Below are 15,397 nucleotides of genomic sequence, written 5' to 3'. Positions count from 1 at the left end.
TGATGAGTTTTATTATTTGAATAGTCGATAAAACACCAGGCAATAGTACTTACCAGATAGGGGAGCAACAGGTAAATATAAACCCTTAATACTTTGTTTATATCACTTTTGCGACGATATAATAAAAAACACGCCAACAATCAAGAGATAAATAATAAATAGAAAAGATAATATTTTTTTGTTTTTCAATAATTGGCACTATGTTTATAGCTCGAGAATACCATTTAAAAAAAATATTCATGAACTGTTTCAAGGTAAAAAAAATATGACACTCAGGCTAAGAGAAAAAAAACAATATAATTGCTCTATTTTTAATAAGCACCAGAGATAACTCCTCCGCGTTCAGGAAAGTACAAATCAAGTAATTTATGCCTGAGATTCCAGGGATTTTCACGTAAAACTAAATTTCCCTCAAGAGAATTAAATATACCGCCACTTTCCTTTAAAATTTTGAATACCGTATCTGAGCACTTAAATGAATCAGCCATACCATAATTATAAATTAGCTCAGTTATCTTATCCGCTTGTACCTTTGGTAAAATAAATTCAATTACCTGCACATCAGGGCCATCCCATAATTGAAAAGAAAGATAATCATCCCAATCAAATTCAGGGTAATGAAAAAATTCTCCGGAGCTGCGAAGTGTACGATATTCATACTCATTGTTATAACACTGCTTTGAAGGGCATTCAGAATAGCTCCCCGAAGGGTCATGCAGCAAGGCATCTTCGCCCTCACCAACAACCAAACCTGTGTGGCCCATGCCCAGGTTGTAATTGATAACAACAAATACCTTAACAGGGTCTTTAACCAGAGAACCCGCGAATAGATCCGGTGAAGAGATAACGGGAACATTAAACCGATTATGATAGACATCATTCACTTTCATTATTATCACCTGATTGCTTCGTCTCTGATACTATACCCGGAGGTACTCGCACTAATATGTAAATAGGTGATACTTTCATATATCAGTGATACTGTTTCAAATGGTTGTATCTCATTTTCGGTTAGTGAGCTTGGTGATTCATTAGATATACGAACAATTGATGCTTTAGTTAATTTTATTTTTTTTATAAAGTGTTAACATTCCCTGTTGGTCAATACGGTAATAATCGAATTCACAATCTAAAATTTCGTTATTTGATATACAGGAAAGTAATAGTGCAGACGATTTATCATCAGCTTTTACTATTTTAAATGGCGCATGAGATACATTTTGCTTACGTACTAAATCATAATTTGTAGAATAAATTAAAATTTGATCCTTATGGTTTTCTTGATATTTATTACCAATAGAATTATAACTTGAACAACCAGATGAAATAACCCCTTGCTTACGCCCCTTTAACGTCAGGTAAATAAGATTAGCCATATAAAATCCTTTTTATAATGCAAGTCAATTAATCCGCTCATGTGGAAACATCAACTTACAATAAAATAAGATTTTAAAAAAGAGAAAAATAGATTAGTTATAATACACATGAAATAATTTTATTCACCAATAATATATTTTTTAGCATAAATCGGTGAGATTTATACCCAACGTCATTCAAGTTGCAGGCAGGCGGCAAGGGAAGACAGACGGGGAGCATACATTAGTATGTGACCCGGCTGGCTGAGTGCAGCCAACGAACCTGCAGTTTGAATGAATAAGGGTATATACAAAATGTAAATACCTCACAGACACACCAGACCATCCAGTCCCCAGTGATGCGTAATCTCACGAATAATCAGCAAAAATGCAGTAAATTGTTTATCCGACGGTATTGATGTCGATGATACCGGACTGCCGTTTATTACATTAACAACCTCATTAAAAGCGCGTTCTATTTCTGTTGTTAATAAATAACCGGTTTTATCACCGTAGAATAAATGGTTCAGCCGCAGATCCGTACAATGCAAAACCAACTCTCCGGCAGGTAATTTTGCCCGCACAGGGATAATGCCGTTCTCAATATGCTCAATGGCGATTTCTGCTTCATAAGGGGTTACCGGTGAATGCTGAAACATAAACCCATCAATAACACTGTCACCCACAGGGATCCGTAATACACCGGAAGGTGCTGAAATGACTGTTTCGGCGGCCATAATCTGGATTGTCAGATGTGTTGTCATTATATTCGTTGCCACCTCATCAGAAAAAACCGTGTTATTTATCCCCGCGACAAACCTGCAAAATACATTCACGGAACCATTTTTGTACCGGATCATTATCAGTACGCGGATGCCATAATAGTGAAAAATTAAGCCCCTCCGCCGGAAATGGCAACCGGAAACTAAACAGATTTTTGCGTAAATTGCCGGTAAACTGCTCTGGTACAACTGCAATCAGATTGCTCATTGCCGCTATCGCAATTGCCGCAGAAAAACCGGAAACAAGCATTACGGCAGGCTTGATAGTGATACCGGATCCACTCATGCAGCATACCGGTTGTGTTCTTTCACCCGGCGCCCGGCGATCAATGCCAATAAATTCATATTGTTGCAGGTTATCAGCCGTCACAGGTAACTGCGTCAGCGGGTGCGTCTTACTCACCACTCCGATCATATTGTCTGAAAACAGCAGACGGCTTTTCATTTCCTGCTCAGTATTATTGCTGACGACTGAAATTTCAGCATCCAGCTTTCCCTCTTTTAATCCTCTGCCATATTTTTCTTCTTTGCTGATAATACGCAATGTAACGGCGGGGGCATCCAGCCTCATCCTCGCCAACAGTAATGCACCTGAGTTTTCAGCAAAACCGGCAGATGCCCGTAAAGTAAATTGCTGATCCAGCTTTATAAAATCGGTTGTATCCGGCGTTTTGAATACCTGCTCAATCTGCTCAATCAGCTGTGTTACCCGGGTCCGGACAGACGCGGCATAAGGTGTCAGCACCATGAAGCGCCCGGATTTTACCAGCAGCGGGTCATTAAGAGCCATGCGCAGACGGGTCAGTGCCCGGCTCATTGCAGAAACACTCATGCCCTGAATCTGTGCGGCACGGGTAATATTGGCTTCCGTCAGCAACACATTCAATGTAACCAGCAGATTAAGATCCATATTCAGCATATCAGCTGCTCCGTATTCAGCGCCGACGCAAATACCGCAGCGCAATACCCGTTGATATCAGCATTAAGCAGGTGGCGACTCCGAACGTCAATATAAAACCGCGCCCGATATTCTCCTCAACTACATTTCCCGGAGAAATAGATCCCGCAGAAACTGAAAACAGGGTTCCCATCAGTGTTGCGCCGTTTATCAGCCCTGTATTACGTGAGAGATTAATCAACCCCGCTAACAACCCTTTTTCCTGTGAATCTATCCGGAAAAGAATGGAGGAGTTATTTGCCGCCTGAAATGCGGCGTATCCGCTTGTAATAATCGCAATAAAAATCAGATAAAGAGCACCGCGGGGAACAATGCCCAATAGGGTGAATAATGAAAAGCCAACTGTCATCATGATCAGCGCATAAACAACAACCTTATCTGCGCCGATTTTATCTGTCAGTTTTCCGGCGGGGACTCCGGTACAGGCGGCAACCAGCGGACCACACGACATCATCAGTCCAGCCTGCAAAGGTGACAAATGAAGCTGATGCATCAGCCAGAAAGGACCCGCGACCAGCAACGCCATCATGACGGTTGAAACAAGAACACTTAGGGTCATCCCTGTGATTAATGCAGGCTGCTTTATCAGCGCCACGGGGAATACCGGGTTTGTTGTCCGCCGCTCAGTCTGCCGGAACAGCAGCACCCCGCCACATGCGGCTGCCAGTAATAGCAGGCGCCACATTCCGTCATTGATAATCATGCCGGATGAATACATCGCAATGATAAGTGTAAGTAATAAAATACCGGTGCGGTTTACCGGGAGACGCTGACCGGACGAAACAGGCTGTGGCTTAACGAAACGGATAATAAAGAAGAGCGCCGCTATTCCCGCCGGGATATTAATAAAGAATACTGCCGACCAACCCCATTGCCCGGTGAGCCAGCCACCGCAGGCAGGTCCGGCAGCCGTTCCCATAGCAGAAAGCGCGCCAATCCATCCCATCGTTTTCCCGCCGGACTGTCCTGTGCGCATAGCGGCAATCAGCGCCATAGTGCTGTTCATCATCATCGCGGCAGCAATGCCCTGAAGTACCCGCCCGGCGACCAGCCATAACACCGTTGGCGCAAGACCACACAATGCGGATGCGAGTGTGAACAGAAATACCGCCGTACACAGTACTTTCCGCCGGTCAATCCGATCGCCTATCTGCCCGGTTACAACCGCCGCACTGGTCAGCGAAATGAGATACACCACAATGACCCACTGTATGTTACTGAATGGCGTATCAAATGCCTCCATGAGTGAAGGCACCGCCACATTCACAATACTGCTGTTCATTGATGCCATAAACACCGGCAATGCCAGTGCCATCGGATACTGTTTTACATCATGCATTTTTTCCATATCATCCCCGCAATATATAACCCGCAGTTATCGTAATACGGAGAAAACCCTGAATGAAGATGCGCCAACCGGTTACCTCAGTTGCACCAAACGCCACCTTTACACTTCTCTATCCAACTATACGTTCCCTGTATTGACCTTCCCCTTAGGGAAACCATTAATCTCATCAATATTATCCGATTAATTACAGAGAATATTAATGAACAAATCCATTTTAGCGCTCGCTTTATTCACCACACTGTCTGCCGGTGCGATGGCAGCGAAAGGCTCTGTTACTGTGTATAAATCCCCGACCTGCGGCTGCTGCGGGCAGTGGGCGGAAGGTGTGGAAAAAGCTGGTTATGATGTACAAACCAATATTGTTCCGCAGGCTCAGCTTGAGAAAATGATGATCGATTCCGGAGCATCCATGAACCTGATGAGCTGCCATCTCGCCACACTGAACGGCAAATATGTGATTGGTCATGTTCCGGCTGACAGCCTGGATGCTATTGATACCCTGCCGGAAACCGCAAAAGGAATTTCTGTGCCGGGCATGCCGACCGGCAGCCTCGGCATGGAATATAAAGACATGAAAGAGGCGTATGATGTGATTGCATATGATGCCGCCGGTAAACAAACCGTTTTCCGCAGCTACTGATCGCCGCAATCAGTTATTATCTTGCAGCGAAATGTCGAGAAAATGCAAAAAACGGTCAACAACAGGTGATAATTCACGGCGACTGGCATACACCGCTCTCAACTCGACAGGTGCCGGTTCTTCACGGAACCGGATCACCTGTAATTTACCTTCTCGGATAGCCGGCTCACAAAGGTGGCGCGATAAAATCGCAAAACCAACACCTTCAATGGCAGCAGCTCCCGCCAGCACCCCGCTATTGACCTGATAATGGCTGTTGATCCGCAGAGAAAGCAGCCCGCCGTCAGGTTGACAGAAAATCCACGGCTGCCCGTTCAGGGCACTCAAGCTGGAGATACAGGGAAGTTTGGTTAAATCAGAAGGTGATTCCGGCATGCCGGTGCGGGCAAGCAGAGAAGGTGCGGCAACCACCACACTCGGCCACGACTGAATAAGGCGGCTGTGATAACTGCTGTCCGCTATCTCTCCCCGCTGATAAGTCAGCAGCAAATCAATATCATCACTAATAATATCGGCCGGTGTCAGCCGGGTATCACAGCGGATCTGTAGTCCCGGATGCGCTGCCGCAAACCGGGCAATGATACCCGCCAGTATTTCGCCTCCGCCCTCCCCCGGAACAGTCAGCCGGAAACACCCGGTCAGTGCGTCGTCATCACGGATCTGTGACAATGTTTCACGCAGCATTTCATCCGTTTGTCTGACGCGCTGAAATAACTGCTGCCCCTGTGCTGTCAGGCGCATACGCCGGGTCGTGCGCTCAATAAGACGGCAGCCGGTCTGAGTTTCCAGTTGTTTTATGGCACGGCTGACATTGGATGATGGCATTCCGAGCCGGACAGATGCCGCCGTAAAACTGCCCTGTTCAGCAACCGCCAGAAAAACCGGGAGTAAATTAAGGTCGAGCGCCACAACAGCATCCTCTTCATAATAAATTCGCGCTTCCATTCTTATCACAAACAGGCTAATCCGTCCTCAACAATGACCAAAAGACAGTAATTTCTGATATCGCTGCTCCAGTAGTTCATCCACCGGCAGCCCGGATAACACACTGAGATCACTGAGTAACTGCTCGCGTAGTTTATCTGCCGCACTCTGATGATCGCGGTGCGCACCACCGGCGGGTTCCGCAATAACCGTATCAATAATACCCAGCGCTTTCAGACGCGGGGCGGTCATACCCATGGCTTCCGCCGCCAGCGGCGCTTTATCTGCACTTTTCCACAAAATAGAGGCACAACCTTCCGGTGAAATTGCCGCATAGGTACTGTACTGCAACATATTGATGCGATCCCCGACACCAATTGCCAACGCGCCGCCCGAGCAGCCCTCACCGGTGATAGTGCAAATTACCGGGGTTTTTAACCGCGACATCTCCAGCAGATTGCGGGCTATCGCTTCTGCCTGCCCCCGCTCTTCTGCGCCGATACCCGGATACGCACCCGCCGAATCAATAAAGATAAGTGCCGGCAGATGAAACCGCTCCGCCATCTTCATTAATCGCAGGGCTTTGCGATACCCTTCCGGCGAAGGCATCCCGAAATTACGCAGCAATTTCTCTTTGGTATCCCGTCCTTTCTGATGCCCGATAACCATCACCGGTTTGCCGGACAAACGCGCCAGTCCGCCGACAATAGCTTTATCGTCGGCAAATGCCCGGTCACCGGCAAGCGCCTGAAAATCCGTAAAAATAAGATTGATATAATCCAGGGTATAAGGGCGGCGCGGGTGGCGGGCAAGCTGCACAATCTCCCATGCACCCAGATCGGAATAGATAGATTGCGTCAGTTTTTCACATTTTTTTTCGCAGGCAGGCAATTTCATCATCCGGATCAAACCCCAAATCACCGCTGCGCGTTTTAAACGACTGCAATGCTTCGATTTTTTCTTCCAGTTCAATGATTGGTTTTTCAAATGCAAGATGATACTGAGACATAACTGACTTCTACCCTGACAGAAAACATCCGGTCAGTATAAAAAAAAGGCCGGAACAGGATACAGACACAGTTCCGGCACAAACTCATATCAAAAACGGGACAATCAGTGAGAGATAGCCGCACAGCGGCGGGCGGTGAAGATGGCAATCAGTGGTGCAATTGCCAGCAGCAGCATCAGCCAGTAAGCCGATGACATAGCACCTGCCAGTGTTCCGTCATTAAAGCCGTTGACGTTAACAATCATTCCCGCAAGCGCTGCCCCGAGTGCGGTGGCAAAAAGCTGTACGGTGGTAATGGATGCAGCAGCAACTTCTTTATCTTCCGGCGTGGCAACCTGCAAAATACGGGTTAACAGATGCGGCCAGCCAAAACCAATACCAAACCCGACCAGGGATAATCCCAGCAGGATAGGCGACATAATTCCCCATGTGCCTGCTGACGGCACTGACAGTGTCAGAGCCAGCAATACCAGCCCCGCCAGTACAAACAACGGACCAAACAGGATGCTTGCCCGCATTTTCGCCCCTTTCCAGCCGGCACTGATTATCTCGCTGACCGTCCAGCCTGCTGCCATCAGCGCACTCATATAGCCGGATGCCAGCGGCGACTGTCCGTGCAGACGCTGAAGGAAATACGGCACAAACACTTCACAGGTCATACCGATAGCCAGCAGAGAGATAGTGACATACAGCGCCGCATGATGGCTGCCGCGACGGAATGTATTGCGGGGTAATAAACGGGATGAACTGCGCTGCTCAATCACTGCAAGCAGGATCAGTAACAGCAGCGCGGCTACCACACCAAACACATTCAGCGTCACATCCGGACTGAGACTGCCCGCAGAAACAATCAGTACCGCAGCGGTCAGTAAAGTCAGTTGAACCAACGGTAAGCGCTGACGGGGCGTATTTTCTGTTGTTTTCTGCTTTTTCGGCATAATAGTGAGCAAAAAGAGCCCATAAACGACCATCAGCGGCAACATCACACCAAACGCATAACGCCACGCGTTTAACTCAGCAAAAATACCTCCGACGGCCGGGCCGACTAATGTTGCGACGCCCCACATCCCGGAAATCAGTGCCATAGCCCGCGGCCACAGCGCCGGGACATAAACTAAATTGATCATCGCGTAAGACAGTGCGAACATAACACCGCCGCCAAATCCCTGAACAGCCCGCCCGAGCAGCATAATATCCATGCGCGGCGCCAGGGTACAGATAAGGCTACCGGCAAAAAAGATAATGACGGCAAGCAGATACGCAACACGGGCACCATAAACCGAGAGTATCCGGGCAGAAAAAACGGACCCGACAATTGATGCGGCAACAAACAGAGTGGTGTTCCACGCGTACAAATTCAGTCCGCCGATGTCCTCAACGACGGATGGCAGAATAGTCGTTGCCATTAAAATATTTACGGCATGTATAACCACGCCCAGTGAAAGAGCTATTGAAATTGCTGCATTTTTCCCTGAAAAGAGATCACGCCAGCGGCTATCATCGGGCAACATAGAACCATCCTTTTAATCTTGTGATATTTTGCTGAATACGGTAAATTAAACAAGAAATTACTTGGAATAATAGATACCGGGCACAGAATATGTCAAGAAATAACCTGGAAAGCAACCTGAGTTCCGCACAATCTGTTGGCGAAAAGTTACTTATCCTCCTGAAAAAGCACGGCCCGATGCAGGCGGCCGACGCAGGAGAGTATCTTGGCACAACCGGTGAAGCGGCCCGGCAGCAGTTTGCCAAACTGGCAAAAGACGGCATGGTCGAGGCGCAATCCGAAAGCCGTGGAGTCGGTCGTCCGATCCAGCTCTGGCACCTGACAGCGCTCGGTAATAAACGTTTTCCGGACTGCCATGCCGAGCTGACAGTCAAAATTCTGACCACTATCCGCCATGAACTGGGTGAAGAGGCGATCAGCAAAATAATTACTGCCCGGGAAAATGAGGCACGCCGCGATTATGCTGAAAAAATGCAGGGCGCAGAGACATTAGAAGAACGGATTATCAGCCTGGTCGCTATCCGCACGGATGAAGGGTATATGGCGCAGTGGGAAAAGGAGCCGGAAGGCAGTTGGCTTATCATCGAAAACCACTGCCCGATCTGCTCGGCTGCCCGTATGTGTCAGGGATTCTGTCGTGCCGAGCTGGCTCTGTTTCAGTCCGTTTTACATGCAAATGTGGAACGGGTCGAGTATTTACTCACCGGTTCTCGCCGCTGCGTATATCGTGTGATACAACAGGATGATTAACTATTTCAATTAATCACTATACCCTTATTCATTCAAACTACAGGTTCGTTGGATATATACCTAATGCCATTCAGGAAAGAGGTCACACAATGAAAATTTCTGCACGTAACCAGCTTACCGGCAAAGTCTCCCGCATTGTTGCAGGCGCTGTGAATAATGAAGTGGAACTGACGCTTGAGCACGGCGAAATACTGACCACAGTGATAACCAAAGAGAGCTGTGATGTATTAGGGCTGCGCGAAGGAAAAGAAGCTGTGGCGATTATTAAAGCGCCGTGGGTTGTTTTGGCAAACCCGGACTGTGGTTTACGTTTTTCTGCCCGTAATCAGTTTTCCGGCAAAATCAGTAAAATTGTCAATGGCGCGGTAAACAGTACGATTCATCTGAGAACAGAAAAAGGTCTGCCGCTGACGGCGGTTATTACCAATGAAAGTCGTGATGAAATGGAATTACATGAAGGTAACCACGTTATCGCACTGGTAAAAGCATCCAGCGTTATTTTAGCGACCAAAGCCTGATAAGTAATTTATGTTAATAAAACGAACCGGTGTTATTCCCCGGTCCGTTTTATTCTGAATTATTATAACCAGCCCGGATTTAACTTTTCCGGTACAGGTTTACCCAGAAAAACCTGGTCATAACAATTAGTCAGATGACCAATATCCAATGCTTTTTTCCCTGCTCCTGCCAGACGGGATGATAATATTGTTCCGGTGACACCAAGCGCAATCAGAAATATATCCGTATCCGGTATTGCCATACAGGATTCAAATACTCTGTCGATATCACTATACGCATTTCTGTTTTCTGACAGAATAAGTGATCCTGATTTTATATTGGAAAACAATATATGTTCCGGGTCAAACCGTGAATTCTTTCCGGAGACAAAACAAACCGATTTTCCGTCCCAGAGATCTTTCCATAATGTGACCGCTTCCTGTCCGTGAAAATTAAAAATATCTATCCGTGAAACCATCGAATTACCGATAACAAACTGGTCATCAAGAAATACTTTACATTTTTTCCAGGATGCAGACCAAAAACTATTCCAGAACGGATCTTCCGGTTTTATTCCCGGAAAACACACCAGTGTATTTCTGTTATGACGACAGATATCCCGTAACTCATTCATTAATTTCCAGCTATGCTCCTGAAAATCAAAACCATGATCGGTTATCAGGCAAGTAATCTCACCATCGCCGAAACGGCTCAAACTGAGGTTTTTCCCTGCAAGGGCTTTTAATGTATCCAGCATGGAAAGCTGCCGGCCCTTCATAAAGAGCCGCATATCTTCCATTGTATCCTGCCGGAGTTTCTCCTTCAGCAGGAAACAAATATTGTCATTACTCTTTTTAATATTTTCCAGATAATAATTATTACGAGCCTGGTTATACGCAGAGATAAAATAATCAATAATCTCTTTTAAAACTATTTTTAATTCCGAAGAGTGTAACGGTAAGAAAATAGTTACCGCTTTTTTATCTTTATAAATTGTTGTCCGGTTATTAAGTGTAATCCCGGAATGTATACCAACAACTGTATTATTCTCTGGTGAGGAAAATACCATATCAATACAGTGAGAAGTATCAATCAGAAGTAAAACACTGAATAAATCATTAGTAATAGTGAAACAAACCGCATTATCCCGGACAGTTGCTGTACTGACACCATAATACTGACAAAAATTCTGATTAATCAATTCCCTGATTTCATTTAATACATCATTTTCCATATCCATTTATTCTCCGAAAATCCTTTCTCAGCGAGATAAATATATACCCTGAATAATTCAGGATGCATGTCAGGCGATAAGCGAAGACAGGCAGGTCACATAGCTGAACTATGTGACCCGGCCAAACTGAGCGTAGTAAACAGCATCCCGGCGTATGACGGGTACAGTTGAATAATATATTTAAAAGAGTCCTTCATCCCGCAGAACATGCCTGTCGCCTCTGCGACGGGTAAAGCCTGTGCGGTCAAAGAATTCCAGAATTTGTACTGCGAGTTTACGTCCCATACCATACTGGTCACGAAACTGTGCTGCACCAATACCTTCATCATGTGATTGATTATAAGTACGGATAACCTGCGCAAATTCGGTGATTTGTCCCCGATGATAATAGCGATCGGGCACAATAGCCATAATGTGACCTAATTGTGCGGCTTTTTTCAGAAATTGCCGGATAGTAGTTTCATCAATACCCAGTTTGATTGCCAGGTCCCGTACCCACCATGGTTCCGGCTGAAACAAAGGCTCTGCGCTGCGCCAGAGCTGCTCCTGCGCCGGATCAAATGCTAATCCGTGTCCCGGCAGATGCAGCCAGCCCCGTGTCCGGACAATTAATTGTTCCGTAAGCAATTGTGCGATCACCGGGAAAACAACGGCATCTGATAATGTCGGCAGTGCCATCCGTTTCAGGCGTTCACGTCCGACGCCCATCTGGTCACTGTGAGCCTGATGATAATCCGCCAATGTCGCGAGCAGGATAGCTTTTGCCGTTTCAACACGCTGCGCGGAAAGTGCAATCCCATCATGAATCAGTAAATTCAGCCCGTCTGTACAGGCCGTCAGTTTTTCTGCTGTCAGTTGCCGCGCCCACGCGAAAACAGGCAGAGAGACTTCCCCGCGCGGCAGTTCACACAGTAAAACCGCCTTGTCATCCAGTGCCGCCGCCCGCTCAGACAGCGATGTCAGAAATTCCGGGCGACGTTTTCCGCGACGCGGAGAGTACAGATTTAACACCCGCGCCCCGGCAAGAGTACGCTGCGCACTGATGTCCCGCAGGATAAGCCGGTCTTCTTCCGCCAGCCAGAGCGGGGTATCAAGCGTAATTTCAGCCAGCAACGGACGGGTATTCTCTTCACTGATCAGTGAAACACGCCCGGTAATATGGCTCGCACCATGATGGATATGAACCGGCTGCCAGCTTTTCAGCCCTTCGTCCGATTCAATTTCAGCCAGCACGCGATGTGCTGCCTGTACCGGTTTTTCACTCAGCAGCCAGTCACCACGGGATACCGTTTCTTTACTGACATCACCGCTCAGATTGATGGCAACGCGATCACCTGCCTGCGCCTGTGCCTGCGCGCGGTTCTGTGCATGAATGCCGCGCACACGAACCGGTTTATCGCTACCGGTTACCCACAAGGTATCGCCGGTACTGATACGCCCGGCCAGTGCCGTGCCGGTAACAACCAATCCCGCACCTTTGACACTGAAAACCCGGTCAATTGCCATGCGGAAACGTTTTTCTGTCCGGCTGTCAGACGATTGCTGCTGATGATGCAGGCGCAGATGCGCGCGCAGAGCATCAAGCCCCTCTCCTGTCTGTGATGAGGTGACAAAGACCGGGCTTTCCGGCCAGCCTTCTGATAACAGCAATTCAGATATCTGCAGGCGCACTTCTTCAATTCGCGCGGCTTCAACACGATCGGCCTTGGTCAGAACAACAGAAAGCTGCGGACGTCCCGCCAGGCGCAGAATAGCCAGGTGTTCGCGGGTTTGTGCCATCACGCCATCGTCACAGGCAATAATCAGCAGAATATGGCGGATCCCGCCGATACCGGCCAACATATTGCCGAGAAACTTTTCATGTCCCGGGACATCCACAAATCCGATAACGGTATCATCATCCTGCGGCCAGTAAGCGTAGCCGAGGTCGATTGTCATGCCGCGCTTTTTTTCTTCCGGCAAATGAGTGGTGTCTACTCCGGTAACAGCCTGAATCAGAGCAGTTTTTCCGTGGTCAACGTGACCGGCCGTTGCAAAAATCATGGTAACAGCGCCTGTAAAAGTCGGTTTTCATCTTCAAGGCAGCGCAGATCCCACCACAGACGCCCGTCATTCACCCGCCCGATAACCGGTGTGGCTAACCGGCGGTGAGATTGCGTCAGGGTGGCTAAGGCGCTGCCTTTTCCGTTTTGCGGGGTAAACGTCAGCGCCCAGCCCGCCAGTCGTTCCACCGGCAGAGAGCCGCTGCCTATCTGCGACGAGCAGGGTTCTGTACGAATCACCCAGTCATCACCATAATATGCCTGAATTTTCGGTAAAAGCCGTTGTGCCATATCATAAATATCGTCAGCGGATCGGGTAAGTAACCGCAATGACGGTAATGTCTGAGCCAGTTTTTCCGGGCGACGGTACAGACGCAGCGTGGCATCCAGTGCCGCCAGTGTCATTTTATCTGCGCGCAGGGCACGTTTGAGCGGATGCTGCTGAATAGCATCAATCCACTCTTTTTTGCCGAGGATAATCCCCGCCTGCGGACCGCCCAGTAATTTATCACCGGAGAATGTCACAATATCAATGCCCTGCTCCAGATAACGCTGCGGCATCGGCTCTTCCGGCAACCCCCACTGAGTCATGTCGATAAGCGCACCGCTGCCGAGATCAATCACGGTCGGAACCGCATGCGCCAATCCGAGAGCCGCCAATTCCTGACCATTCACTTCAGCTGTAAAACCTTCGATGTGATAATTGCTGGTGTGAACCTTCATCAGCAGTGCCGTCTGCTCACTGATGGCATGTTGATAATCGCGCAGATGCGTTCTGTTTGTGGTGCCGACCTCAACCAACCTGCATCCCGCCTGGCTCATGACTTCAGGCACACGGAAGGCACCACCGATCTCCACCAGCTCACCACGGGAAACTATCACTTCCCGCCCGGCTGCCATTGTTGCGAGCACAAGCAGTACTGCTGCGGCATTATTATTGACGATACAGGCAGCTTCTGCGCCGGTCAGCTGGCACAGACGCTCTGCGACAACACTGTCGCGGTGCCCGCGCCCGGCATCATCCAGTGAATATTCCAGTGTCACCGGGTAGCGCATTGCGTTGGTAACAGCTTCAATTGCCGCTTCCGCCTGTAATGCACGCCCCAGATTGGTATGCAGCACAGTGCCGGTCAGGTTGATGACCGGTTGCAATGCTTCCCGTTCACTGTCCACACGGCGGGATAACTCATCCGCCCAGCCACTGTGCCAGTCCGGTAACTGTTGCTTATCACGAATTGAGCCGCGCGCGTCATCCTGCATCTCCCGCAGCACACTGACGATATACGTCTGTCCGTATAACGCGACCGGGGCTGCAATGCCGTCTTCACGGAGTAATCCGTCGATAGCGGGTATCTGACTGTATAACGCACGTTCATTCATAGCGGGCTCACTTCGTGATAATGACGGACTGATTTATTCGTTCGGGAACAGGAACGGGTTGATACTGCTGCGGGCAAAGTCTTCTTCTTCCATACGGGCATCCAGAACCAGGGTTGCCAGGTCATCTGCTACCGCATCAACATTGACATCTTTTTCCTGAGACAGAATTTTCAGGTAGCTGCCGCAGTCACCGCAGCTTTCTGCTTTCACAGCGGCCTGTTCACTGTCCAGTGACCAGTAGTTCAGATCACGGGTCTGTTCACAATTTGTACACTTGATACGGACCACATGCCACTCAGTCTCACATAATCCGCAGTGCAGATAGCGTAATCCCTGGGTAGAGCCTATCTGGATAACCCCGGAAACCGGCATCGCGGCACAGACAGGACAGAACTGGCGGTGCTCGCCGTACTCTTCACGGCCTTTACCCGGAATAGCGGTCGCCATTTGTGCCCAGTAAAGAGATAACGCCGCCCAGATAAACACAGATTTATCCGGCGATACCGCAGAAAATGTCTGATTAAACAGCGCGGTTGCCATATCTTCCAGCTCATTTTCAGAGGCTTTTTCCAGATTTTCCAGGGTCGGGCGGGTGTGCTCCGGAGCAACCGGCAAAAGCTCGGCAATAATGCTTTTCAGCAGTTTACGCCAGTGTGCGGTGCGCTCAAAAGTACGGCAATCGAGCAGTGCTTTGCCCGGTTTATTCGTTGCCATCAGCGCGTCCATATCCATTTCAAGCGGATTGTCATACAACGCTTTTTGCTGTGCACGGGTAATTTCTGCCGCAAATTCAAGGTAATCTGCAAACGGATTATCTTTTGCCAGTTGATCAAAACGCTCAGCACGGCGCTGATATAAATTTTTCAGATTAGGAAATAAAACTGCGGGGATAAAGCCAATCCCTTTTTCACTTTTCTGAGCCTGTCCCAGCTCTTCTTTGGATACAATTCGGATACTCATTATAATT

Annotated in this window: 13 protein-coding genes and 2 pseudogenes; 3 read left to right on the top strand and 12 right to left on the bottom strand. The window is 48.2% G+C overall.

What is annotated here, in order from left to right:
• Nucleotides 1-311 precede the first annotated feature (311 nt).
• The 5 genes and pseudogenes from AYY16_RS16440 to AYY16_RS16420 all read right to left on the bottom strand — a co-directional run bounded on the left by AYY16_RS16440 (nucleotide 312) and on the right by AYY16_RS16420 (nucleotide 4,443).
• A complete protein-coding gene (locus tag AYY16_RS16440) occupies nucleotides 312-890 on the bottom strand; it encodes a hypothetical protein (RefSeq protein WP_067369094.1) in 579 nt (192 codons plus the stop codon).
• Between the two features lie 5 nt (nucleotides 891-895).
• Nucleotides 896-1,376, bottom strand: a pseudogene (locus AYY16_RS16435) (Hcp family type VI secretion system effector).
• Nucleotides 1,377-1,681: 305 nt separating this feature from the next.
• Entirely contained in the window at nucleotides 1,682-2,119 is a 438-nt protein-coding gene (locus AYY16_RS16430; protein WP_067369091.1) for a hypothetical protein, read from the bottom strand.
• A 34-nt stretch (nucleotides 2,120-2,153) separates the two neighbouring features.
• Nucleotides 2,154-3,056 carry a LysR family transcriptional regulator gene (locus AYY16_RS16425; protein ID WP_067369088.1) on the bottom strand — a complete coding sequence of 301 codons (903 nt, stop codon included), beginning with the start codon at nucleotides 3,054-3,056 and terminating at the stop codon, nucleotides 2,154-2,156.
• Nucleotides 3,057-3,072: 16 nt separating this feature from the next.
• Entirely contained in the window at nucleotides 3,073-4,443 is a 1,371-nt protein-coding gene (locus AYY16_RS16420) for an MFS transporter (RefSeq protein ID WP_067369085.1), read from the bottom strand.
• 199 nt (nucleotides 4,444-4,642) lie between these two features.
• Here AYY16_RS16420 and AYY16_RS16415 point away from each other — a divergent pair, with 199 nt between their 5' ends.
• A complete protein-coding gene (locus AYY16_RS16415) occupies nucleotides 4,643-5,083 on the top strand; it encodes a DUF411 domain-containing protein (RefSeq protein ID WP_067369082.1) in 441 nt (146 codons plus the stop codon).
• Nucleotides 5,084-5,092: 9 nt separating this feature from the next.
• Here AYY16_RS16415 and AYY16_RS16410 read toward each other — a convergent pair whose 3' ends face one another.
• The 3 genes and pseudogenes from AYY16_RS16410 to AYY16_RS16400 form a co-directional block, all read right to left on the bottom strand.
• Nucleotides 5,093-5,992, bottom strand: a complete 900-nt coding sequence (locus AYY16_RS16410) for a LysR family transcriptional regulator (protein ID WP_067369316.1) — start codon at nucleotides 5,990-5,992, stop codon at nucleotides 5,093-5,095.
• A 63-nt stretch (nucleotides 5,993-6,055) separates the two neighbouring features.
• Nucleotides 6,056-7,016 (bottom strand): annotated as a pseudogene (gene accA, locus AYY16_RS16405) (acetyl-CoA carboxylase carboxyl transferase subunit alpha).
• 104 nt (nucleotides 7,017-7,120) lie between these two features.
• Nucleotides 7,121-8,527, bottom strand: coding sequence for an MFS transporter (locus AYY16_RS16400; RefSeq protein WP_067369079.1), 1,407 nt, complete (start codon nucleotides 8,525-8,527; stop codon nucleotides 7,121-7,123).
• An 89-nt stretch (nucleotides 8,528-8,616) separates the two neighbouring features.
• Between AYY16_RS16400 and AYY16_RS16395 the strand changes: the two genes are divergently transcribed.
• On the top strand, nucleotides 8,617-9,276 hold the full coding sequence (locus AYY16_RS16395; protein ID WP_067369075.1) for a helix-turn-helix transcriptional regulator: 660 nt from the start codon (nucleotides 8,617-8,619) through the stop codon (nucleotides 9,274-9,276).
• Nucleotides 9,277-9,365: 89 nt separating this feature from the next.
• Nucleotides 9,366-9,794, top strand: coding sequence for a TOBE domain-containing protein (locus tag AYY16_RS16390; RefSeq protein WP_067369074.1), 429 nt, complete (start codon nucleotides 9,366-9,368; stop codon nucleotides 9,792-9,794).
• A 62-nt stretch (nucleotides 9,795-9,856) separates the two neighbouring features.
• On the opposite strand, the gene AYY16_RS16385 is transcribed toward AYY16_RS16390, so the two are convergent.
• The 4 genes from AYY16_RS16385 to fdhE form a co-directional block, all read right to left on the bottom strand.
• On the bottom strand, nucleotides 9,857-11,014 hold the full coding sequence (locus AYY16_RS16385; RefSeq protein ID WP_067369072.1) for a GT-D fold domain-containing glycosyltransferase: 1,158 nt from the start codon (nucleotides 11,012-11,014) through the stop codon (nucleotides 9,857-9,859).
• A gap of 174 nt (nucleotides 11,015-11,188) precedes the next feature.
• Entirely contained in the window at nucleotides 11,189-13,051 is a 1,863-nt protein-coding gene (gene selB, locus AYY16_RS16380; RefSeq protein WP_067369069.1) for a selenocysteine-specific translation elongation factor, read from the bottom strand.
• Nucleotides 13,048-14,430 (bottom strand): L-seryl-tRNA(Sec) selenium transferase, encoded by a 1,383-nt coding sequence (gene selA / locus AYY16_RS16375; protein ID WP_067369066.1) that lies wholly within the window; start codon nucleotides 14,428-14,430, stop codon nucleotides 13,048-13,050. The genes selB and selA overlap by 4 nt, the downstream gene beginning before the upstream one ends.
• Before the next feature lie 33 nt (nucleotides 14,431-14,463).
• A complete protein-coding gene (gene fdhE / locus AYY16_RS16370; protein ID WP_067369063.1) occupies nucleotides 14,464-15,390 on the bottom strand; it encodes a formate dehydrogenase accessory protein FdhE in 927 nt (308 codons plus the stop codon).
• Between the last annotated feature and the right edge of the window lie 7 nt (nucleotides 15,391-15,397).

It is taken from the genome of Morganella psychrotolerans (assembly GCF_001676155.1).
Taxonomy (GTDB): domain Bacteria; phylum Pseudomonadota; class Gammaproteobacteria; order Enterobacterales; family Enterobacteriaceae; genus Morganella; species Morganella psychrotolerans.
The sequence above is the reverse complement of the archived record's forward strand: the minus strand, read 5'-3'. Positions and strand labels throughout refer to the sequence as shown.